At 66.1% G+C, this 21,166-nt stretch carries 23 protein-coding genes; 5 read left to right on the top strand and 18 right to left on the bottom strand.

Translation table 11 applies throughout. The annotated features are described in order from the left end of the window. Nucleotides 1-108 precede the first annotated feature (108 nt). The 3 genes from VHB27_RS08055 to VHB27_RS08045 all read right to left on the bottom strand — a co-directional run bounded on the left by VHB27_RS08055 (nt 109) and on the right by VHB27_RS08045 (nt 2,386). Entirely contained in the window at nt 109-723 is a 615-nt protein-coding gene (locus VHB27_RS08055; RefSeq protein ID WP_325599041.1) for a GntR family transcriptional regulator, read from the bottom strand. Nucleotides 724-825: 102 nt separating this feature from the next. Continuing rightward, entirely contained in the window at nt 826-1,494 is a 669-nt protein-coding gene (locus VHB27_RS08050; protein ID WP_325599039.1) for an amino acid ABC transporter permease, read from the bottom strand. 25 nt (nt 1,495-1,519) lie between these two features. After that, nucleotides 1,520-2,386 (bottom strand): transporter substrate-binding domain-containing protein, encoded by an 867-nt coding sequence (locus tag VHB27_RS08045; protein WP_325599037.1) that lies wholly within the window; start codon nt 2,384-2,386, stop codon nt 1,520-1,522. A gap of 269 nt (nt 2,387-2,655) precedes the next feature. On the opposite strand from VHB27_RS08045, the gene VHB27_RS08040 reads away from it, so the two are divergent. Genes VHB27_RS08040 through VHB27_RS08030 form a run of 3 tightly spaced genes read left to right on the top strand, consistent with a single transcriptional unit; the run spans nt 2,656 to nt 5,044 of the window. Further along, nucleotides 2,656-3,600, top strand: coding sequence for a lipid-binding SYLF domain-containing protein (locus VHB27_RS08040; protein WP_325599035.1), 945 nt, complete (start codon nt 2,656-2,658; stop codon nt 3,598-3,600). 44 nt (nt 3,601-3,644) lie between these two features. Next, entirely contained in the window at nt 3,645-4,109 is a 465-nt protein-coding gene (locus VHB27_RS08035) for a YcgN family cysteine cluster protein (protein ID WP_325599033.1), read from the top strand. 14 nt (nt 4,110-4,123) lie between these two features. After that, complete coding sequence (locus VHB27_RS08030) at nt 4,124-5,044, top strand: dihydrodipicolinate synthase family protein (RefSeq protein WP_325599031.1); 921 nt, start codon at nt 4,124-4,126, stop codon at nt 5,042-5,044. 24 nt (nt 5,045-5,068) lie between these two features. Here VHB27_RS08030 and VHB27_RS08025 read toward each other — a convergent pair whose 3' ends face one another. The 7 genes from VHB27_RS08025 to VHB27_RS07995 form a co-directional block, all read right to left on the bottom strand. Beyond that, a complete protein-coding gene (locus VHB27_RS08025) occupies nt 5,069-6,208 on the bottom strand; it encodes a glycosyltransferase family 4 protein (protein ID WP_325599029.1) in 1,140 nt (379 codons plus the stop codon). Nucleotides 6,209-6,332: 124 nt separating this feature from the next. Then, entirely contained in the window at nt 6,333-7,151 is an 819-nt protein-coding gene (locus tag VHB27_RS08020) for a UDP-2,3-diacylglucosamine diphosphatase (RefSeq protein WP_325599027.1), read from the bottom strand. A 363-nt stretch (nt 7,152-7,514) separates the two neighbouring features. Continuing rightward, nucleotides 7,515-8,447, bottom strand: a complete 933-nt coding sequence (locus VHB27_RS08015; RefSeq protein WP_325599025.1) for a branched-chain amino acid ABC transporter permease — start codon at nt 8,445-8,447, stop codon at nt 7,515-7,517. A 1-nt stretch (nt 8,448) separates the two neighbouring features. Then, nucleotides 8,449-9,336, bottom strand: coding sequence for a branched-chain amino acid ABC transporter permease (locus tag VHB27_RS08010; protein ID WP_325599023.1), 888 nt, complete (start codon nt 9,334-9,336; stop codon nt 8,449-8,451). A gap of 36 nt (nt 9,337-9,372) precedes the next feature. Then, entirely contained in the window at nt 9,373-10,593 is a 1,221-nt protein-coding gene (locus VHB27_RS08005) for an ABC transporter substrate-binding protein (RefSeq protein ID WP_325599021.1), read from the bottom strand. A 169-nt stretch (nt 10,594-10,762) separates the two neighbouring features. Then, nucleotides 10,763-11,458 (bottom strand): ABC transporter ATP-binding protein, encoded by a 696-nt coding sequence (locus VHB27_RS08000; protein WP_325599019.1) that lies wholly within the window; start codon nt 11,456-11,458, stop codon nt 10,763-10,765. Next, nucleotides 11,451-12,203: an ABC transporter ATP-binding protein gene (locus VHB27_RS07995; protein ID WP_325599017.1), complete on the bottom strand. Its 753-nt coding sequence runs from the start codon at nt 12,201-12,203 to the stop codon at nt 11,451-11,453. Before VHB27_RS07995 ends, VHB27_RS08000 begins: the two co-directional genes overlap by 8 nt. Nucleotides 12,204-12,909: 706 nt before the next feature. On the opposite strand from VHB27_RS07995, the gene VHB27_RS07990 reads away from it, so the two are divergent. Beyond that, nucleotides 12,910-13,536, top strand: coding sequence for a glycine zipper 2TM domain-containing protein (locus VHB27_RS07990; RefSeq protein WP_325599015.1), 627 nt, complete (start codon nt 12,910-12,912; stop codon nt 13,534-13,536). Then, nucleotides 13,533-14,465 carry a hypothetical protein gene (locus tag VHB27_RS07985; protein WP_325599013.1) on the top strand — a complete coding sequence of 311 codons (933 nt, stop codon included), beginning with the start codon at nt 13,533-13,535 and terminating at the stop codon, nt 14,463-14,465. Before VHB27_RS07990 ends, VHB27_RS07985 begins: the two co-directional genes overlap by 4 nt. Here the strand turns inward: VHB27_RS07985 and VHB27_RS07980 are convergent. The 8 genes from VHB27_RS07980 to VHB27_RS07945 all read right to left on the bottom strand — a co-directional run bounded on the left by VHB27_RS07980 (nt 14,446) and on the right by VHB27_RS07945 (nt 21,050). Next, nucleotides 14,446-15,390, bottom strand: coding sequence for a sugar kinase (locus VHB27_RS07980; protein ID WP_325599011.1), 945 nt, complete (start codon nt 15,388-15,390; stop codon nt 14,446-14,448). The two genes, VHB27_RS07985 and VHB27_RS07980, sit on opposite strands and share 20 nt — an antisense overlap. Then, on the bottom strand, nt 15,390-16,007 hold the full coding sequence (locus tag VHB27_RS07975; protein ID WP_325599009.1) for a bifunctional 4-hydroxy-2-oxoglutarate aldolase/2-dehydro-3-deoxy-phosphogluconate aldolase: 618 nt from the start codon (nt 16,005-16,007) through the stop codon (nt 15,390-15,392). Before VHB27_RS07975 ends, VHB27_RS07980 begins: the two co-directional genes overlap by 1 nt. Nucleotides 16,008-16,062: 55 nt before the next feature. Then, nucleotides 16,063-16,440: a hypothetical protein gene (locus VHB27_RS07970; RefSeq protein ID WP_325599007.1), complete on the bottom strand. Its 378-nt coding sequence runs from the start codon at nt 16,438-16,440 to the stop codon at nt 16,063-16,065. 71 nt (nt 16,441-16,511) lie between these two features. After that, nucleotides 16,512-16,961: a DUF3429 family protein gene (locus VHB27_RS07965; protein ID WP_325599005.1), complete on the bottom strand. Its 450-nt coding sequence runs from the start codon at nt 16,959-16,961 to the stop codon at nt 16,512-16,514. Nucleotides 16,962-17,063: 102 nt separating this feature from the next. Next, nucleotides 17,064-18,362, bottom strand: a complete 1,299-nt coding sequence (locus VHB27_RS07960) for an MFS transporter (RefSeq protein ID WP_325599003.1) — start codon at nt 18,360-18,362, stop codon at nt 17,064-17,066. A gap of 99 nt (nt 18,363-18,461) precedes the next feature. Continuing rightward, nucleotides 18,462-18,950 carry a hypothetical protein gene (locus tag VHB27_RS07955; protein ID WP_325599001.1) on the bottom strand — a complete coding sequence of 163 codons (489 nt, stop codon included), beginning with the start codon at nt 18,948-18,950 and terminating at the stop codon, nt 18,462-18,464. Then, a complete protein-coding gene (locus VHB27_RS07950; RefSeq protein WP_325598999.1) occupies nt 18,947-19,396 on the bottom strand; it encodes a hypothetical protein in 450 nt (149 codons plus the stop codon). Before VHB27_RS07950 ends, VHB27_RS07955 begins: the two co-directional genes overlap by 4 nt. 136 nt (nt 19,397-19,532) lie before the next feature. Further along, on the bottom strand, nt 19,533-21,050 hold the full coding sequence (locus tag VHB27_RS07945; protein WP_325598997.1) for a DUF1565 domain-containing protein: 1,518 nt from the start codon (nt 21,048-21,050) through the stop codon (nt 19,533-19,535). Nucleotides 21,051-21,166 lie beyond the last annotated feature (116 nt).

Genomic DNA, 21,166 nt, shown 5'->3' with positions numbered 1-21,166 from the left:
CTTCCGAGAGTAATTATAGATAATTATAGAAGTTTATCGCTAGAGTGAGTCTGCGCGCAAGGCCTCCATCAAGCCGCCCCGGCGTGCCCGCCGTCGGCGCGGGCCGGGTCACAGGCGCCGGCCGCCGACCCAACGCACATGGCGGCTCAGCACAGATGCAGCCGCCTCCAGGTCTCCGGCGCGCAGACCGGCGAGGATCGCCCTGTGGTCGCGATCGGTCGGCGCGTCCCACTCCGCCCGCCAGCCTGCGAACAGGAACCGCGCGCTTGCCGCGTGCAGATCGTCGATGGCCTTAAGCAGGCGCGGCATGCCGCACGGCGCGAGAATCAGGCGGTGAAAATCCCGATTGGCGGTTTCCCATGCCTCTACGTCGCCGGCGCGGTCGCCGGCCTTCGTCGCCTCTTCCGCCCGGTCGAGAATGGCTTTCGTCAGATGCGGGGCGGCGTTGCGGAGCGCCAGGACTTCCAGCGCGGCCCGCATTTCGGCCACTTCCTTGATTTCATCGCCGCTGAAGCCGGCGACGCGCACGCCGCGGCGCGGCTCGCTGACCACCAGCCCCTGCGCCTCCAACCGGCGGAACGCCTCGCGCACCGGCACGTGGCTTGCCCCGAATTCCTCGGCGATGTGATCTTGGCGCAGCCGCGCGCCCGCCTCGATCGTCCCGGCGATGATGCGTTCGGCCAAGGTCCGGCTGATGCGCGCGGCGAGGGTGTCGGACTTCACGGTCGTCACGTATTATAGATAATCTGCGACGGCATCCATGGCGACAGTCCCGGAGGCGCGTCCAAGCACATGCCCCGGCCTGGGGTCAGGTGTTGCGTGCGGTCACTTCGGCCGCTTCGTCAACCGCCGTTCATACGCCTGCGCGAAGATCGTGCTCGGGAACAGGATCAGGAAGTAGATCAGCGCGATGACGGTGTAGGTCTCCAGCGGCCGATAGGTGTCCGCGGTGATCAGTTCCCCGTTGTACAGCAGGTCCGGCACCGCGATCGTGGACACCAGCGACGTGTTCTTCAACTGGGTGATCGACTGGTTCACGAAGGGCGGGATCATCCGCCGGATCGCCTGGGGCAGGATCACCCGCCGCATCATCTGCCACCGGCCCAGGCCGAGCGCCCGGGCAGCGTCCCACTGGCCCTGCTCGATCGAGATGATGCCGCCGCGGAAGATCTCGGCATAGAACGCGCCGGTGTAGCAGGACAGCGTCAGCCCCGCGGCGACCACGGCGGGGATCTGGATGTTCAGCAGCACCGGCAACGCGTAATAGAACCAGACGATCTGCACCAGCAGCGGGGTGCAGCGGAACGCCTCGATGAACGCGATCAGCGGCGCGTTCACGACCCATGACTTCGACAACCGGCCGAGACCTACCAGCAGCCCGATCAGCAGGCCGATCAGGATGGTCGCCGCGGTATAGGCCAGCGTGACCACCAGGCCGCGCCAGAACAGCGGCATGTAGTGCAGCAGGAAGTAGAAGTCCCAATGATAGTGCATATGGGACTCCGTCCCGAGAAGCTGGTCAGAACGTCAGGGTGGCCGGAATCTGGTCCCGGGTCACGCCGAACTTGGCGACGCCGTCCAGCAGCCATTCACGCAACTGGCCGGTGCCGCGCGCCATGTCCAGCCAGGCGTCGATCACCTCCTTGAAGCGCGTGTCCGGCTGCTCCCGCTGCAGGCCCAGGCAGCTTGGCAGCGCCACCGTCGGGTCCGACAGCAGATAGTACGGCCCCAGCGACGGGTTCTTGCCGATCGTCGACAGCCCCAGCAGCGCCGCCTGGATATGCGCGTCCGCCCGCCCCGATTGCAGCGCCAGCGTGCATTCGTCGCGCGTTTTGTAGCCGACCAGATTGGCCTTGGGGCAATAGCGCCGAGCCGCCGTCTCGTGCAGCGAGCCGATGTCGAACACGACGGTCAGGCTGGGCTTGTTCAGATCGGACCAGGTCTTCGGCTCCAATCCCTTTTTCGCCAGGCAGCCGAACGGATGGGTGATCATCGGGTGGGTGAAGGTGATCGACAGCGCCCGCTGCGGCGTGGGGTTCAGCGCGAAGGCGATGTCCACCTTGTTGGATTGCAGGTCCAGCACCGAGTTGCCGTAGGTCGAATCGAGGTATTGCAGTTGGGCGTCGAACACCTTGGCGATGTCCTGCGCCATGGAGATGCAGGCGCCCGACCACGCCCCGGTCGTCAGGTCCTTCTGGAAATACGGCAGTTCGCCCGGCAGCGCGGCGACGCGCAGGACCTTGGTGCGGCGCACCCGGTCGAAGGTGGTCTCGGCCGCGTCCGCCGCCCGCGCCGATCCGACGATGCCGAACAGCGGCAACATGCCGGCCGCCGCCACGGCCAGGCCACGACGGCCCGCGCCTTTGTTTCCAGATGTCTGATCCATCTCGCCTCTCCTGACTCCACGCCCACCTGTAACACACGTTTGCGTGTCACCGTAGGCGGCTCTCCAAACCAGCCCCCCGGGCGTTATGCAATCGGCGTGCAATCGGCATTTGCCGCGTTGGGTGTCCCGTGGGATCTCCCCTCGGTCCCAGCTTCGCCTCACCGCGCGAAGATTTGCGCCGTGAATTCGCCACGAGGTCACAAGATTGATACGGGCGACTCGGACACCTGGCCTATGGCACGGCTGACAGCGAAGCAGGGAGTGAGAACATGTTCCGCTATGTGGCAATCACCGCGCTGGCGGCGCTGACGCTGCTGCAGACCGCATGCTCGGCCAATAGCCAGGCCGAACAGCAGACGCTCGTCGACCGGGCGACGCTGACGGTGCAGGAGATGATGACCCAGACGGTGTCCGACGGGCCGCGCAACCTGATCAGACGGGCCAAGGCCGTCATGGTCTGTCCGCGCATCTTCAAGGCCGGCTTCTTCTTCGGCGGCGAGGGCGGAAGCTGCGTCCTGCTGGCACGTGCCGGCAACGGCACCTGGTCCTACCCGGCCTTCTATGACATCGGCAGCGGCAGCTTCGGCCTGCAGATTGGCATCGAGGACAACCAACTCCTGATGCTGATCATGACCGAACATGGGCTGAACGCGGTGCTGGACAGCCAGATCAAGCTGGGCGGCACCGCCGGCCTGGCGATCGCGACGCTGGGCGCGGGCGTGCAGGGATCCACCACCGCCGCCGTCGGCGCCGATATCGTGGCCTTCGCCGCCTCTCGCGGGCTGTTCGCCGGCATTTCGCTGGAAGGCAGCGTGATGTCCACCAATACCAAGTGGGACCAGGCCTATTACGGCCAGCCTTTCGCCGCCCGGCAGTTGGTGATGCAGATGCAGGGTGCCAATCCGGGCGCCGATCCGCTGCGCGACCTGCTGACCCGGTATGGCTCCGGCGGACCGGCGGCCCCGGCCTTCGCCCCGGCGCAGCAGCAGCCGGGCTATGCCCCGGCCTACCCGTCGTCCGGCCAGCAGCAGGGCTACGCGCCGCAGTCCAGCGCACCGCCCTCGAACTACGCGCCGTCCAACTATGCGCCATCCAACTATCAGGCCCCGGCGCAGCCCGCCTATCCGGCGCAACCATCCTACGCGCCCCAACCCGGCTACTCCGACGGCGGACGGGGACCGATCCAGGAGCAGAACCTCGGCACGACGCGCTGAGTCTCGCTGGTCAAGGCGCGCGGGCCGCTTTAGGGTCCGCCGCCATGGCCCCGTTCTGGCAAACCAAGCGCTTGGAGGAGATGACCCGCGAAGAGTGGGAATCCCTCTGCGACCGCTGCGGCCGATGCTGCCTGCACAAGCTGCGGGACGAGGAGACGGACGCGCTGTCGTTCACCAACGTCTCCTGCCGGCTGCTGGACCTGGAATCCTGCCAGTGCAGCGACTATGCCCGCCGGCGGATGCGGGTGCCGGACTGCGTCAGCCTGACGCCCGAGGCGCTGAAGGACATCGACTGGCTGCCGCCTTCCTGTGCCTATCGCCGGCTGCGTGACGGCAAGGACCTGCTGTGGTGGCACCCGCTGGTGTCGGGCGACCCGGACACGGTGCACCAGGCCGGCGTCTCCGTCCGCGGCCGTGCGATCAACGAACGTGACGCGGGGGCGCTGGAAGATCACGTGGTCGACTGGCCCGGCGCGATGCCGCGGACCAGGCGGCCGGACAACCTGTAACCGGAGAACCGAGAATGCTTGCCAATGCCATCTATGGCGGCGTGAACGCCGCGGTCCTGACAGCGATGAACGCGGACCTGTCGATCGACCTCGATCGCATGGCGGCGCACTGCAAATGGCTGCTGGCCAATGGCTGCAACGGCCTGGGCGTGCTGGGTACCACCGGCGAGGCGAACAGCCTGGGCATCCAGGAACGCATCGAGGTGCTTGAAGGGCTGGTAGCCCGCGGCGTTCCGGCGGCGAAGATGCTGCCGGGCACCGGCACCACGGCGATCACCGACACGGTGCTGCTGACGAAGCACGCCGAGAAGCTGGGTTGCCCCGGCGCGCTGCTGCTGCCGCCGTTCTACTACAAGAACCCCTCCGACGACGGGCTGCTGGCCTATTTCAACGAGGTGATCCAGCGCGTCGGCGGCTCGATCAAGATCTATCTGTATAACTTCCCGCAGCAATCCGCCGTGCCGTTCTCGGTCGGCTTCCTGGAGCGGCTGCTGAAGGCCAACCCCGGAAAGGTGAAGGGTATCAAGGACTCCAGCGGCAGCTATGAGAACGGGCTGAGCTATGTCGAGGCCTTCGCCCGCGACGGGTTCGAGGTCTATGCCGGCGACGACTCGCTGCTGAAGCCGCTGCTGGAGAAGGGCAGTGCCGGCTGCATCACCGCCGCGTCCAACGTCAACTGCGCGGTCGGGGCGCAGGTCTACGCGAACTGGCAGAACGCCACCGGGGCGGCGGCGCAGGAGGTGCTGACGGCGACCCGCAAGGCGGTGACATCGGTGCCGCTGATCTCGGGCCTCAAGGCGCTGGTGGCGCGCAACACCGGCGATGCGCGCTGGCTGGCGATCCGCCCGCCCCACCTGCCCCTGACGGCGGTGCAGACGGCAGCGCTGTTCAGCGTCTTCGACGCGAGCGGGATCAAGCTTCCGAAAGCGGCCTGACAGGCCTGTCCGGGCGAGGTCCGGTCAGGGGGCTGGGCGTCCCGGCTCTACGGCCGTCTCGCCCACTGCGACAGTCTCGCCCATTGCGACCGCTTCCCCCACCGCGACCGGGACCGACGGAGATACCGCCGCGACGCCGGGCCGAGCGGGCACCAGGTGTGAGAGGAACGTCTCGGCGCAGGCCCGCCAGGAATACCGCTCCGCGTGCGTCCGGCATGCCGCGCGGTCCGCGCCCAGCGCGGCCAAGGCAGCGGCGCGCAGGTCTTCGTTGACCGCGCCGATCATGCCCTCGGCGTCCCCCAGCACGTCCTTGGGGCCGGTGACCGGGAAGGCGGCCACCGGGGTGCCGCAGGCCAGGGCTTCCAGGATCACCAGCCCGAACGTGTCGGTGCGCGAGGGGAAGACGAAGACGTCGGCGCTGGCATAGGCGCGCGCCAGTGCTTCGCCGTGCCGCGGTCCGGTGAACAGCACGTTGGGATAGCGCGCCCGCAACGTCTCCAACTGCGGACCGCCGCCGACCACCACCTTCGATCCCGGCAGGTCCAGGTCGAGGAAGGCCGCGATGTTCTTCTCCACCGCCACGCGGCCGACATAGATGAAGATCGGGCCGGGCCGCCCCCAGTCTTCCCGCGGCATCGGTCGGAACAGCTCCAGATCGACGCCGCGGGACCAGGCGCGGATATTGCGGAAACCACGCAGGTCGAGCTCCTGCCGCAACGATGCGGCGGCGACCATGGTGCCCTGGCTGGCGCCGTGGAACCGGCGCAGCCAGGCATAGACCGGCCGTACCGGCAGGCCCGTCCGAGCCCTGATATATTCGGCGAAGCGGGTGTGGAAGGCGGTGGTGAAGGCGAGGCCGGAGCGGATCGCCCAGCGCCGCGCCGCCAGGCCCAGCGGTCCCTCGGTGGCGATGTGCAGCGCGTCCGGGTCGAAGGCCTCGATCATCCGCGCCAGCCGCCGGCGCGGAAACACCGACAGGGCGATGTCCGGATAGGTCGGGCATGGGATGGAGCGGAAACGGTCGGGCCCGATCACCTCCACCACATGGCCCATGGCGGTCAGTTCCTCGACCAGGGTCATCAACGTGCGGACGACGCCGTTGACCTGCGGCTGCCAGGCGTCGGTGACGATGAGGATGCGATGCGACGGCGCGGGAGAGAGCATGATGTCGGTTTCGGGACTGTCCCAGCTGATCGCGGTGGCGCCGAGGTTCGGATACCGGACCTTTCGCCGGCCACGGTGCCGAAGGGCGGCGAATGCTGCGAGTCTGCGCCGGGCGGTTTGACGGTCAGGCAACCTGCGCGACGCCCGTCGTGCGGGGCGAGAAGAAGGACAGGCGGTTTTCGGCGGCCCAGTCGATCAGCTCCAGCCGGCCGTCATGGTGTTCGACCAGCGCGGTGCAGCTTTCCACCCAGTCGCCGCCGTTGAGGTAAAGAATGCCGTCGACGTCGCGGATCTCGGCATGGTGGATGTGGCCGCAGACGACGCCGTCGAAGCCCCGGCGGCGCGCTTCGTTCACCAGCGCGGTCTCGAACCGGTCGATCGCCTTGACGGCTTCCTTGACCTGGCGCTTGAGCCAGGCGGACAGCGACCAGTAGGGGTAGCCGAGGCGGCGGCGCACGTCGTTGAACCAGCGATTGACCACCAGCGCCGCCGTATAGGCCCAGTCGCCCAGCAGCGCGAGGAACTTCGCGTATCGCACGACGCTGTCGAACTCATCGCCATGCATGATCAGCAGGCGCTTGCCGTCGACGGTGCTGTGCTCCGCCTCCCGGCGCAGGCGGATGCCGCAGATATCGAGGCCGAGGGTCAGCCACTGGCGGAACATCTCATCGTGGTTGCCGGGGATATAGGTGATCTCTGCGCCGTTCTGCGCGTGGCGGAGCAGCAGGCGCAGGACGTCGTCGTGCCCCTCGTCCCAGTACCAGGATTTGCGGAGCCGCCAGCCGTCGATGATGTCGCCGACGAGGAACACTTTTTCGCAGGACACGCGACGGAGGAAATCCGCGAGGAAGTCGCTGCGGCAACCGCGGGTGCCGAGATGCGTATCGGAGATGAAGATCGTCCGATAAGACAGCCGAGCGGCGCCGGGAGTGATGCTGTTCATGTCCGCGCGACATACGCAGGGTCAAGGATTCGGAAAAGTGAAGACTCCATGACCATTGCGAAATGGATGGCAAGTTTGAAGTATAATACAGCGATCATCTTGCTGTCATCCAATCGCAATGCTTGCGTTGGATACTGCGAACTTCGACGCCTGCGCCATATCGTTTCTATATCATATTGTATCGGCAACTGCGGCGAATGCAGGCGATGCGCAGAAACGAAAACTCCGATCGCGGCGGCGGGCCGTTATCCCCCCAATGCCATGGCCGGCCTTGCGCCGGTCATCCACGATCTTAACCCATTGAGATCGCGCCGGTCATGACAGGGCAGCAACGGTCGGCGGCCCTGGCGACCTCCCGTCCCCCTACAGCGAGATCTTCAGCGCCGCCGCGATCTCGCCGATGATGCCGCGCCGGAAGGCCAGCACGCAGACCATGAAGATCGCCCCCTGCGTCACTGTCACCCAGGCGCCGAACTGGGCCAGGTAGTTCTCCATCGAAGTCACCACGACCGCGCCCACCACCGGCCCGAACACCGTCCCGAGGCCACCCAGCAGCGTGGTCAGCACGACCTCGCCGGAGGTCGAGTAATGCACGTCGGTCAGCGTCGCGATGCCGAAGACGATCGCCTTGGTGCCGCCGGCGATGCCGGCGATCAGGCAGGACAGGACGAAGGCGATCAGCTTGTAATCGTCGGTTCGATAGCCCAGCGACGTCGCCCGCGGCTCGTTTTCCCGGATGCCTTTCAGCACCTGGCCGAACGGCGAGTGGATGATCCGGTGCACCAGCAGGAAACCTGCGACGAAGATCGCGGCCACGACCCAGTACATCGTCATGTCGTCGTTCAGGTTCAGCACGCCGAACATGTGCCCGCGCGGCACCTGCTGGATTCCGTCCTCGCCGCCCGTGAACGGCGCCTCCAGGCAGAAGAAGTAGACCATCTGCGCCAGTGCGAGGGTGATCATGGCGAAATAGATGCCGGAGCGCCGGATCGCCAGGTAGCCCAGCACCAGGCCCAGCACCGCGCCGGTCGCCCCGCCCAGCGCGATCGCCGCCACCGCGTCGATATGCCAGTATTTCATCGTCCAGGCGGCGATGTAGCTGCCCATGCCGAAGAACGCCGCGTGGCCGAAGGACAGCAGCCCGACATAGCCGATCATCAGGTTGAAGGCGCAGGCGAACAGCGCCGCGCACAGCACCCGCATCAGGAACACCGGATACAGCACGTACGGGCTGACGACGAGCGCCACCAGCATGAGCAGGAACGCGATCAACTGCGAACGAGAAAATCCGAACATCTCAGGCGGCCCTTCCGAACAGGCCGCGCGGCCTTGCCAACAGCACGATGACCATCACCAGGAACACCACGGTCGCCGAGGCCTGGGGATAGAACACCTTGGTCAGCCCCTCGATGACCCCAAGGCCGAAGCCGGTGATGATCGAGCCCATGATCGAGCCCATGCCGCCGATCACCACGACCGCGAACACGGTGTTGATGAAGTTCTCGCCCATGTTCGGGTTGACCGAGTAGATCGGCGCCGCCAGCACGCCGGCGAAGGCCGCCAGCGCGACGCCGCCGGCATAGGTCAGGGTGATCAGCCGCGGCACGTTGACGCCGAAGGCCTGCACGATCGGCGCGTTCTCGGTCGCCGCCCGCAGCGTCGCGCCCAGGGACGTCTTCTCGATGATCGCCCAGGTCGCGATGCAGACCACGAGCGCCGCCACCACGACCCAGCCGCGGTAGTTCGGCATGTACATGAAGCCGAGGTTGGTCGCCCCTTCCAGCACGCCGGGGATGCGATAGGGCATGCCGGAGGAGCCATAGGCGTTGCGGAACAGGCCCTCGATCACCAGCGACAGGCCGAAGGTCAGCAGCAGCCCATACAGATGGTCCAGCTTGTACAGCCGGCTGATGATCGTCTTCTCCAGCACCAGCCCGAAGATGCCGACGATGAGCGGGGCCAGGATCAGCGACGGGAAATAGCCGATCCCGAGGTAGTTCAACAGCATCCACGCCACGAAGGCGCCCATCATGAACAGCGCGCCGTGGGCGAAGTTGATGATGTTGAGCATGCCGAAGATGATCGCCAGGCCCAGCGACAGCATCGCGTAGAACGCGCCGTTGATCAGGCCCAGCAGAAGCTGCCCGAAGAGCAGCGGGCCAGGAATCCCAAAGATCATTATCATGTCAGGTCCTCGGCTCCGCCGCCCCCTTGGTTCTTGTCAGACCTTCACGAACGGGCAGTGGCCTTCCGACAGCGGACGGAATGCCTCGTCACCCGGCGTGGTCGCCAGCAGTTTGTAGTAATCCCACGGCCCCTTGCTCTCGGCCGGCTTCTTCACCGCGAAGAGATAGGACGGGACCAGGTTGCGGCCGTCCACGCGGATCTTGGTCTTGCCGAAGCAGTCGTCGTCGACCTCCATCGCCTTCATGTGGTTGACCGTGGCGACGCCGTCCTTCTTGGCCTCGGCCACGCCCATCGCCGCCACCGTCTTCAGGTAATGCAGCGTGCCGGAGTAGCAGCCGGCATGGTCCATGTTCGGATAGTTGTTCGGGGTCTTCGGCAGCACCCGCTTGGTGAACGCACGGGTGCGGTCGTTCAGGTCCCAATAGAAGCTTTCGGTCAGCACCAGGCCCTTGGCGACGTCCAGGCCCAGCGCATGCACGTCGGTGATGAACATCAGCAGCGCGGCGATCTTCATCGAGTTGTTCAGCCCGAACTCGTTCGCCTGCTTGATGGCGTTCACCGTGTCGGCGCCCGCGTTCGCCAGCCCCAGCACCTTCGCGCCCGAGGACTGCGCCTGCACCAGGAAGGAGGAGAAGTCCGTCGTGCCGGGGAACGGGTACAGCGACGCCCCCTTCACCGAACCCTTGGCGTCCTTGATGAAGCCCGAGGTGTCGGCTTGGAGCTGCTTGCCGAACGCATAATCGGCCGTCAGGAAGTACCAGCTATCGCCGCCCGCCTTCACCATCGCCCCGCCGGTCGACTTGCCCAGCATATAGGTGTCGTAGGTCCAATGGATGAAGTTGGGCGAGCACTGTTCGCCGGTCAGCGCCGAACTCGCGGCGCCGGAATTGATGTAGACCTTGTTCTTTTCCTTCGCGACCGACTGCACCGCCAGCGCCACCGAGGACGTCGGCACGTCGATCAGCAGGTCGACGCCGTCGCGGTCGAACCATTGCCGGGTGATGGAGACGCCGAGGTCGGGCTTGTTCTGGTGGTCGGCGGACACGACCTCCACCTTGAAGCCATGGGCGCCGAAATCCTCGATGGCCTGCTTGACGCAGGCGACCGAGGTGAGGCCGCCGGTGTTCATGTACGGGCCCGACTGGTCGTTCAGCACCCCGATCTTCACCGAGGCGCCCTGCGCTCGGGCGGGTCGGATCAGCGGCATGCTCGCCGCGGCGGCGGCGGTGAGGACGGAACGGCGCGACAGTTTCATGGGGTTACCTTGCGAAAGCGGGTTGCGGAAACGAGACGTTGACGGCTCCCCACTTCAGTCGTTGTGACGCCGTGCGGCGCCTTGTCCACGTTGGCCGTGGTTTCGATCGAAATCTGTCATGACCGGCGCGGCACGACAGGCGTCGGGGCGGATGACGTGACAGCACGCCCTACACACCCAGATATTCGTGCAGCTTGTCCATGTTCGCCTCAAGCTGGTGGTTCGGGATCTGGTCGACCACCTTGCCATGTTCCATCACGTAGTGCCGGTCGGCCACCGTCGCGGCGAACCTGAAGTTCTGCTCCACCAGCAGCACCGTGAACCCGCGCTTCTTGATCTCCCGGATCGTGCGGCCGATCTGCTGGACGATGACGGGCGCGAGGCCTTCCGTCGGCTCGTCCAGCAGCAGCATCTTCGCCCCGGTGCGCAGGATGCGGCCGATCGCCAGCATCTGCTGCTCGCCACCCGACAGCCGCGTGCCGTGCGCGGTGCGGGCGCGCTCCTTCAGGTTGGGGAACAATTGGTAGATCTCGTCGACCGACAGCCCGCCGGGCGCGACCACCGGCGGCAGCATCAGGTTCTCGGTCACCGAGAGCGAGCCGAAGATCGCGCGTTCCTCCGGGCAGATGGCGATGCCGGCCCGAGCGATCTCGTTCGGCATGAGGTTGATCATCTCGGCGCCACGGAACTTGACGTGCCCCTCGCGCCGCGGCACCAGGCCCATGATCGACTTCATGGTCGTGGTCTTGCCGGCGCCGTTGCGGCCCAGCAGCGTCACCACCTCCCCTTCCCGCACCTCGAAATCGACGCCGTGCAGGATGTGGCTTTCGCCGTACCAGGCGTTCAGTTCGCTGATCTCAAGCATCGGCGCTTCCCAGATAGGCGGCCACGACCTCGGGGTTCTTGGAGACGGTGGCGTAGTCGCCCTCGGCCAGCACCTTCCCGCGGGTCAGCACGGTGATCTTGTCGCACAGGCCTTCGACGACCGACAGGTTGTGCTCCACCATCAGGATCGTGCGGTTGTCGCGGATGCGGCGGATCAGTTCGACGATCAGGTCCACGTCGCCATGCGCCATGCCTGCCGTCGGCTCGTCCAGCAGCATCATCTCGGGGTCCAGCGCCAGCGTCGTCGCGATCTCCAGCGCACGTTTGCGACCGTATGACAGATCGCTGACGACCGTATCGGCGAACCCGGTCAGGCCGACGTCGAACAGGAGTTCCCGTGCGCGGTCTTCATAGATCCTCAGCGACTTTTCCGAACGCCAGAAGTCGAAGCTGGCGCCGCGCTGGCGCTGCAGGGCCAGGCGGACGTTCTCCAGCGCCGTCAGGTGCGGGAACACCGCCGAGATCTGGAAGCTGCGGACCAGCCCCAACCGCGCCACCATGGCCGGCCTCATGCCGGTGATGTCGCGCCCCTTGAACCGGATCGTGCCGCGGGTCGGCGGCAGGAAGCTGGTCAACAGGTTGAAGCATGTGGTCTTGCCGGCGCCGTTCGGGCCGATCAAGGCATGGATCGTGCCGGTCTCAACGCGCAGGTTTACCCCGTCAACGGCCACGAAGCCGCTGAATTCACGCGTGAGGCCTTCTGTCTCCAGGATGGTGCTCGTCACCCCGGACGTCTCCCTTATCGGTTTGATGCAAGAAATCTGAAACGAGTTTCCGGCGGCGTTTTGCATAACCCGTGCCGGTGTGCAAGGCCGCATCGCACGGTTGGCATGCGGAAATCACGGATCATGGGTTCGAGGCCACAGGCTTACCGATGTAAGGTTGTAGCGCCTTGGCTTCCAGCAAGTAAAGATAGTGGTCTTCGGGCGCGCCTTCCCGTCAAGATCGCCCCCCGTTGCATCGGCCAGTGTAGCGGCAAAGTGCGACGGCAACGGCCAGGCCGCCCATCGGAAACTTGCAGATCCTTCATGTCGTGGGAGTGGCCGGCGCGATGACCTGCCGACGCCATGATGGCCGGCAGTCCGACGGCAGCGATGGTCCGTGCTTCGGCCAGTCACCGGATCGGCGTCCATGCCCCGTCGCCTATCCCACCGCCGGCGGTCCGGTCGGCACCGCCGCCATGCCGACCGGCCGGAGACGGAGCGGTCCGGCGGATGCGGGGCCGTCCCTCCCGGTCGTCATCACATTCGCGATTGTTCCCAGTCGCCTTGGCGTCTTCGCCGAAGCTGATGCTTGACGGAACATTCCTGGATGTGGATGATTACTGACAGAGAACGGAGAGTTTTCTCGCCGTTTCAGGTCCCCCGCAAGAATTGTGGAACGGCAAACGCGGGCTTTCGCTTGGCGATGCCCTTACGAATGAGAGGAAAGATGGCGAAGCCACACGTCCTGGCAGGACGGCCGTCGCATGCGCATGACATACTGCGATCGATTTCGAAACGAATGGCCGGGAAACAAATATCCGGGAAACAAATATCCGGCCTGGGCCGCATCGCGCTGGCTTGCGCGGTCTCATTGCCGCTCGTGACGGCCGGATGCCAGAACAACGAGCAGACCGGTGCGCTGCTTGGCACCGGCGGCGGCGCCCTGGTTGGCGGCGTGCTTGGCAATGTGCTGGGCCACAGCACCACCGCCACGCTGATCGGGGCGGGCGTGGGTGGTGCACTGGGCTATTTCGCCGGCAGCGCGATCGGCCGCAACCTGGATGAAGCCGATCGCGCGCGCGCGTCCGCGGCGACGCAGCAGGCGCTGGCGACGCCGGTGTACTATCCGCCAAGCGGCGCGCCGGCACGGCCTCCGCCCCGCCCGGTGAGCTGGGTGTCCGACCACAATACCAATGTTCGCGGGTCCTCCACGGTCGTCGCGGTCAACCGGGACGCGCGCAGTGGCGGCGAATGCAAGATGGTGCGCGAAGTGGCCTATATAAAAGGTCAGGAAGAGGTACAGAACTCCCGCTACTGCCGTTCCTCCGACGGGTCGTGGGTGGCGCAGGCATGATCCGCCTGGCGGTCCTGGCGCTGGTTGCGCTGCTGGCGATCCGGCCTGACGCGCGGGCGCAGCGGGACGCCATCTTCGAGCCCCTGCCGAGGAACCTGGACTGGCGGACGGTCGCGCAGGCCAACAACCTGCACTTCACGCTGGTCCCGCACGGCAGGACCAACATCGTCCTCGTCTGGGGCGGGATCAGCCAGGGGGACGCGCTGCGGTTCGCCGCCGCGCTGTCCGCGGCCAGGCCGATCGATGAGATCCAGTTCTACTCAGGCGGCGGCAACCTGATCGAAAGCCTCAAGATCGGTGCCGAGATCCATCGCGGCGGCTTCAGCACCCGCGTCCCCGACGGCGCGCGGTGCATCAGCGCCTGCAACTTCATGTTCATGGGCGGCATCGTTCGGTCGGTCGATCCGAACGGTTCGTTTGAAGTGCATATGTTCAGCGACGACTGGACGGACCGGCTGCGTCACGAGCTGGTTCATCCGCCCCATTCGGTCGCCGAGTTCAATCGGCGCCATCCTAACGCGGCGATCGATCCGTCGGAGGTCGAAAACAAGATCGCCGCCGCGAGCGCACACGCAGCCGCGCCAGGCGCGCCGTCGGATGCCGCTGACCAGCCGGTCGACGGCAGCAAGCCGGTGCCGACCACCGTGACCCCGCTGGCCCCGCCCGCCGCGGCGGCGACCACCGATGGCAGCAAGCCGGTGGCACCGCAGGGCGTGACCCTCGACGACCTGTTGATCAACTTCGCCATCGACGACGACGTGAAGGGCATCCAGCAAAGCTCCGCCCAGATCGCCGCGGTCATCGCGCGCTACCTGGTGGAGATGCGGCTGTCGCTCGATTTCCTGACGACGTTCGCGGCGATCCCCAACTCGTCGCCACGACCGCTGTCGCGCGCGGAGCTGGTGCAGTTCAACGTGGTGAACAACTAGCGGCCGCCTCCAACGCCGCCCGCACCTGCGCGGCATAAGGGATCGGCGCCACCGCCCCGTACCCCGTGCATTTCAGCGCCGCCGCGACCGAGGCGTAACGGACCGCCGCCTCGGGCCCGTCACCATGAATGATACGTGCAAGAAACGACCCGCAGAACGTGTCCCCGGCGCCGGTCGCATCGACCGACGCCACCGGATGGGCCGGCACGCGCACGCGGCCGTCCGGCGTGCCCAGATACGCCCCCTGCCCGCCCATCTTCAGCACGACCACGCGGCAGCCGAGCCGCAAGTAGAAATCCAGCATCGCGTCGGGATCGGTCAGGCCGGTCAGCGTCTGCACATCCTCCTGCCCCGGCATCGCGTAGTCAGCCCGCGCCATCGCGGCGTGCATCACTGCCGCGGCCCTGGCGGGCGGCCACAGCTTCGGACGGTAGTTGGTATCATATGCGACCTTCACGCCATGCTGCACGGCACCGTCGATCGCGGCGAATACCGCATCGCAGGCCGCGGCGGAAATCCCCTGGCTGATCCCGGAGACGTACAACATCTTGGCCCGAGCGATGGCGTCGAGGGGAAGGTCGTCCGGTCGATAGCAGGCGGCGGCAGAGCCGGCGCGGTAGTGCAGGAAGTGGTGCCCCCCGGTATCGTGCGTGACGAAATAGACCCCTGTCGGGCCGCGGTCCGTCCGCTGCACCGTCGTGGCGTCCACCCCCTCCCGCGCCCACAGCGCCATGAAGCTGTCGCCCGGCATGTCCTGCCCAAGCGCGGTGATCATGCCGACAGTGGCGCCTTGACGGGCCGCGGCGATGGCAGCGTTGGAGGTGTCGCCGCCGTGTCCTTCCAGATAGTGACACGTGCCGTCGGCATTGGCGGGAAGCTGGTTGAACTCCAGCATCGGCTCCCCCATGCACAGCAGGTCGACCATCACAGGACAGCCTTCGCCGCTGCCTGGATCGCGTTCCGATCGCCCGCCGCGATGCGCTTTTCATCGACCATCGCGCCGCCGATGCCCACGAACGCCGCGCCGGCGGCCAGGTATGCCCCGACATTGCCGGGCTCCACCCCGCCGGTCGGGCAGAAGGCGACGCCCGGAAACACGCTCGCCAGCGCCTTGATATGGCCCGGCCCGCCGGCCGAGGAAGCCGGGAAGATCTTCACCACGTCGGCGCCGGCCGCCAAGGCCGCCCGCACCTCCGACGGCGTCATCGCGCCCAGCATGAGCGCCGCGCCCGCCTGTTTCGCCGGCGCCGCCAGGGCCGGATCGACCCAGGGCGCGACCAGGAAGCGCGCGCCCGCGTCGAGACAGGCCTGGGCGGTCGCGGCGTCCGGCACGGTGCCGGCACCGACCAGCAGGTCCGGCTGGGCGGACAACCGGCGGATCAGGTCGACCGCGCCGGGGATTGTCATCGTGATCTCGAAGATCCGGATACCGGCGTCACGCAGCCAGCCGACCGCCGTCTCGGCATACGCCGGATCGCGCGTCCGCACGACGGGAACCACCCGCGCGTCACGCAAGGTCTGGATCAGCTTGTGGGGGGTCATGGGCGATAATCCTCCTGCCGCAACCAAGCAGCAGGCAACCGGCGGACGCAAGGCCCTATTCGACGGCGGCTTCCGAGGTGTCGGAGGCGTCGTCGGCCCAGGTTTCCAGCGCCTGCGCCTTCTGCCGCAGGGCGCTGACGCTGTTGCCCAGCGAGCGCAGATTGCCGCGATAGCGCTGCAGGCTGTCTTCCAGCGCTCCGGTCGAGACTTTCAGTTCTGCCATCGCGCTGCGCCAGGCCTTCAGGGCCGCCCGCTGCTCCGCCAGGGCGGCATTGAGAGATTCGAGGGCGCGCGTCAGACGTTCGTGTTCGGAGCGCGAGGCGGCGGTGGTCGACGGCGCCAGCCGCGTGGCGGGGACAATGTCCAGGCGCTGGGGGAACGGAATGACGGTCGCCGAGGGTTGCGTCGGCTTGTCCGGTTTGGCGTTCGTCACTCCGGTGGTCTCCGCTCACGATTTAATCAGCGATTAATAAATCATGAATGGAAAGCAAAATCCATCAATTCTTAGAATACGGCTGTCAGACCAATCCCGTGCATCAACAGCACAAGTGCCAGCGTCACCGCCGCCATGCCGGATATCCCCCAACGGAGCCAGAGATAGCGCACGGAAATCGGGGACCGCCTGGCCTCCCGATGCTCCGTCAGTGTCGTCACCAGGTAGCCGAAGATCAGCATCGCCGGGGCGACCGGGCCGCCGACCCATTGCGCGGCGAGCAGCGCCGCCCAGGCGATCACGAACCCCAGCAGGCTGGCCGCGAACCGGACCGCCGGCCGCGACGTCGTGATCCCGGTGCCCATCACCCAGTGGACCGCCGAGGAAAACGTCAGCACCAGCGCGGCATAATCGACCAGCGCGAGCATCGCGCGCGATGCGATCCCAGCCTCTGCGCTGACCGCGCCGAGACCGAGGCAGACGAACGGCACGATGGCCACGAGCAGGACGATCACAGGCATGGCGTCAGATAGCCATAGCGCGACGGCAAAGCGAGCCTTCTGTCGTCGAGAGCCGGACGGCGCCAACCCATGGCGGGCGTTTCCGTTCACCCTGCTCCCGCCTCAAATCCCCGCTGATTCCGGGTTCGTCTCCAGCGCTCGGTCATGATGCACGCAGAGCGTGGCGATCGCGCCGGCGCAGCAGATGCAGGCGATCACCAGCAGGCCGCCGTTGAAGCTGCCGGTCGCGTCCTTGATCCAGCCCATCACGAAGGGCGCGACGAATCCGGCGATGTTGGCGAGCGAGTTGATATAGGCCACGCCCGCCGCCGCGGCCGCACCTGACAGGAACGCCGTCGGCATCGACCAGAACACCGGCAGTACCGCGAACGCGCCGAACGAAGCGACCGACAGCGCCGCCAGGCGGACATACGGGTTCGGCGTCAGCGCCGTCACCATCAGGCCCAGCGCGCAGATGGTCAGCGCGATGCTGGTATGGCTCCGCCGTTCCAGCACGCGGTCCGACCGGCGGCCGTACCAGATCATGCCGACGGCCCCGACCGCGAACGGGATCGCGGAGACCAGCCCGACCTGCATGTTGGTCAGCCCGAATTGCTTCACGATCTGCGGCAGGAAGTAGACGATCCCGTAAATCGAATAAGCGATCGAGAAGCCGGCGACGCCCAGCGTCAGTACACGGGGATTGAACAGCACCTGCGTCACCGAAAGACGCTCGACAGTCTCGCGCTGACGCCGTTCGACCGCCTGACGGCCGACCAGCCAGGCGCGTTCCGCGTCGTCCAGCCAGTGCGCCTCGGCCGGGGAATCTTGCAGGTAGAACAGGGTGATCACGCCCAGGATCAGCGCCGGCACGGCTTCCAGGATGAAGACCAGTTGCCAGCCGTGCAGACCCAGGAAAGGCGGCGCGCCCAAGATCAGCGTCGAGGCCGGCGCGCCGACGACGGCCGAGACCGGGGAAGCCGCCATGAAGATGCCGACCATGTGGCCGCGATACTTGGCCGGAAAGAATAGAGTCAGGAAATACATGATGCCGGGAAAGAACCCGGCCTCGGCCGCACCCAGCAGGAAGCGGACGATATAGAAGCTCGTCTCCCCGTTGACGAAGGCCATCGCACCCGAGATCAGGCCCCAGGTGATCATGATCCGAGCCAGCCAGCGCCGAGCGCCCGTCTTCACCAGGATCAGGTTGGAAGGGGTTTCGAGGGCGAAATAGCTCAGGAAGAACATGCCGGCGCCAGCGCCGTAGACAGTGGCGGTGAAGCCCAGTTCCTTGTTCATCTCCAGCGCCGCGAAGCTCAGGTTCACGCGGTCGAGATAAGCGATGAAATAGCCGATGACGGCATAAGGCAGCAGCCGGCGCGACACCTTGGCCATGGTGCGCGCTTCAAGCGCGTCTGTCATCAGGTTCCTCCCCTCTGTTGCTTTATGGCAAAGGAGGGTCTGGCGCGATGCGGCGCTTGTCAACTTCAGCGCGTAACGCACCGCCATCGGACAACCTGGCTATTGAAGATAGCCCCAGCGCGCGACCGCCGGCTCCGCCGAGGCCCATTTCCACTGCGCCGCCTGCCGGCAGATATCGCCGACGAACCAGGACCCCTTGCGCTTGTCGCCCTTCCCGCTGTCGACCGAGAACGCGATCTCCCGGCACGTGGCCAGCTGCGTGTCGATGTCGCGCACGATCCGCAGCCGGCCGTGCTCGTCGCCGATCGGGATGGTGTGCTCGATCTTCCAGTCCGCTTCGGCACCCATGGGCATCTGGCCGGCGACCGCGGCGATCGCGTCCTGTTCGGCGCCTTGGCGGACGCGGGCGACATAGCGCACGGCCCAACTGGCCGCGGCGTCCGTGGCGACGGCGGCCGCGAAGCCGACGGCGGGGTTGCCGCTGGCCGCCCCGGCCGCGCCGCCGGTGATCACGGCACTGATCCGCGCGGCGGACTGGCAGCCGGCCAGCAGCATCAGGCCGCCCAGCGCCGCGAGGGAGCGTCTCACTGCAAGGATCCCCACCGAGCGGTCGCCGGTTCGGCCGTGGCCCATTTCCAGGTCTGGCCGTCCTGGCAGACAGTCGCCGTATAGAAAGCGCGGCTGAGCACCTTCTTCTTCAGCGTGTCGACCGAGAACACGATCTCCCGGCAATGAAAATCCGGGCCGCCGATCACGCGGGTGACGACAAGATCGCCGTGTTCGTCGTCCTCGATGGGGATGTCATGCGAGACCGACCACTGCCCGACCTGCCCAGGCGGGAGCACCCCGGCCACGGCGGCGATCCGATCCTGCTCTTTCCCATGGACCACCCGTTCGGCGTATTGCAATCCGGCATTGGCGGCGGAGGCGATGCCGAGGCCAATGCCGGCGGCGACCGTCGGGTCCTTGGTCACGGCACCGGAAATGCCCGCGCCGGCGATACCGGCAACGTCCGCGGTGCTGGAGGTCAGCACGGACCCGCATCCGGCCAAGGATACGGTGCTGGCGAGGATCAGGCCTAGGGGGAGGCCCAGAAGGGGGCATCGTCTCGGCGACATTTGTCTCGAGATGTATCGGCAAACGAGACGATTCGTCCAATCACAGGCGCGTCTACGGCGCCTGTCCGGGACAATGCGTCAGAGAATGCGGGCATGCGCCGGCGTCGACGGCGGTGGCCGGCAGATAGGGCTGCGTCGCGCCATAGCCGATCGCCGGGCTGTCGGGCGACAGGGCGAAGTCGCCGGATGCGGGGGCCGTGAACTTCGGGTCCACGTTGCATTTGTTCGTCCGGCAGGAGAACACATCTGCGTTGAAGAACGCGACGCCGACCTTGAAGGGATCGCTGCCCCAGATATTCGCGGTAGTGCCGCCGAACGCGATGTTGTTGCTCCAGGAATTGTCGCTATCCTTGACCTTCGGCGAATCGCCACCCAGGAATGCAACGTTACCCATCAGCGGACATGGCGCGGGCATGGGCCCCCGCGTCATGCCTTGACACCGCAGATCGGATGTATTGGTGGCCGGCGTCGCGTAAGCGATGTTGTTCACAAAGGTATTGTGGATTCCACCCGCGTTGTTGATCTCCCCACGGGGAAAGCCCTGATCGAACGGATCCAGGTTGTTACTGTAGGATGTGTTGTTCGCTACGGTCACGTAAGAGGATCGGAAGACCGCGATTCCCTTCGCGCCATTGGCGTAGACAATATTGTTCGCAACCAGGGTTTGATCCGGATACAGCACGTCGTCTATACCCTCGCCGTTGAGGGTATCTATTATAATACCGTTTCCGTCGGTATCGTATGGATTCGTGGCCACTCCGCATTTTGTCAATTTGTTATCATATGAGATGTTCCAGGAAATGACCTGATGGAACGGCGCAAACCGCTGATCCTCGGCTGTCGGCGCGTAGTTGGGCGTCTTCTTGCTGACGACGATCCCGATGCCGGATCCCTGGGCGTCGCAAGTCACGTTGGCGTTGTCGTATGTCGTGTTGTGGAGCACAAAGAGCCAGTCGGACTCGTTTGTGTTGATTCCGGCCTGTCCAAATCCGTGAACGATGTTGTTAAGCGCCCAAAGATGGTGGACCCCAGGGGTCGGCGTCGGGAGGCCCACGAGATTGTTGTTGGTGAATATCCCGACCCCGTAGGCGACCTTGCTTGCCGCTGCCAGCTCGAAGCCGTCGATGACGATGTAATTCGGGCCGCCGCCCGCATTGATCATCGTGAAGGCCGGCATCCCCGTGCCGCCGACCGCGGTGATCTTGCACTGATCCATCACCTGGCAGCGATACACGACGTAGCCGGTCGGCGTGGCCGCGTTGCCGCCGTGATGGATGTTCACACCCGCGGTATAGGTGCCTGGCGCGACGTTGACGCATGTGCCCGCCGCGGCGGTGGCGTCGGCGCGCTGCAACGTCCTCCACGGCGCTGCGGCAGTCCCCGCCGCCGCGTCGGAGCCGGTCGGGGAGACATAGACGTTCCGCACGCAGCGATAGAACGGTGCATTGAACAGCGCGAGACTCGGGCCCGGCGCTTCGATGGCCGTGGCGTCGTCAACAGCTGCCGGTGGGGCGGCAGAGGCGATCTGCGGTAGAAACGCCATAAGCAAGGCAAGCAGAAGTTTGCGCATGGGGTGTCCTTTTGGATGGGCGCGAGTACCGTCCCAGGCATTCTGCCAAGTCCAAACGCTGTTTTCGATTCCGACGTGCCCGACGAGCGGCCCTGAAGCAACCTTCGGGCCTCGTC

It is taken from the genome of Rhodopila sp. (genome assembly GCF_035548235.1).
Taxonomy (GTDB): Bacteria; Pseudomonadota; Alphaproteobacteria; order Acetobacterales; family Acetobacteraceae; genus Rhodopila.
The sequence above is the reverse complement of the archived record's forward strand: the minus strand, read 5'-3'. Positions and strand labels throughout refer to the sequence as shown.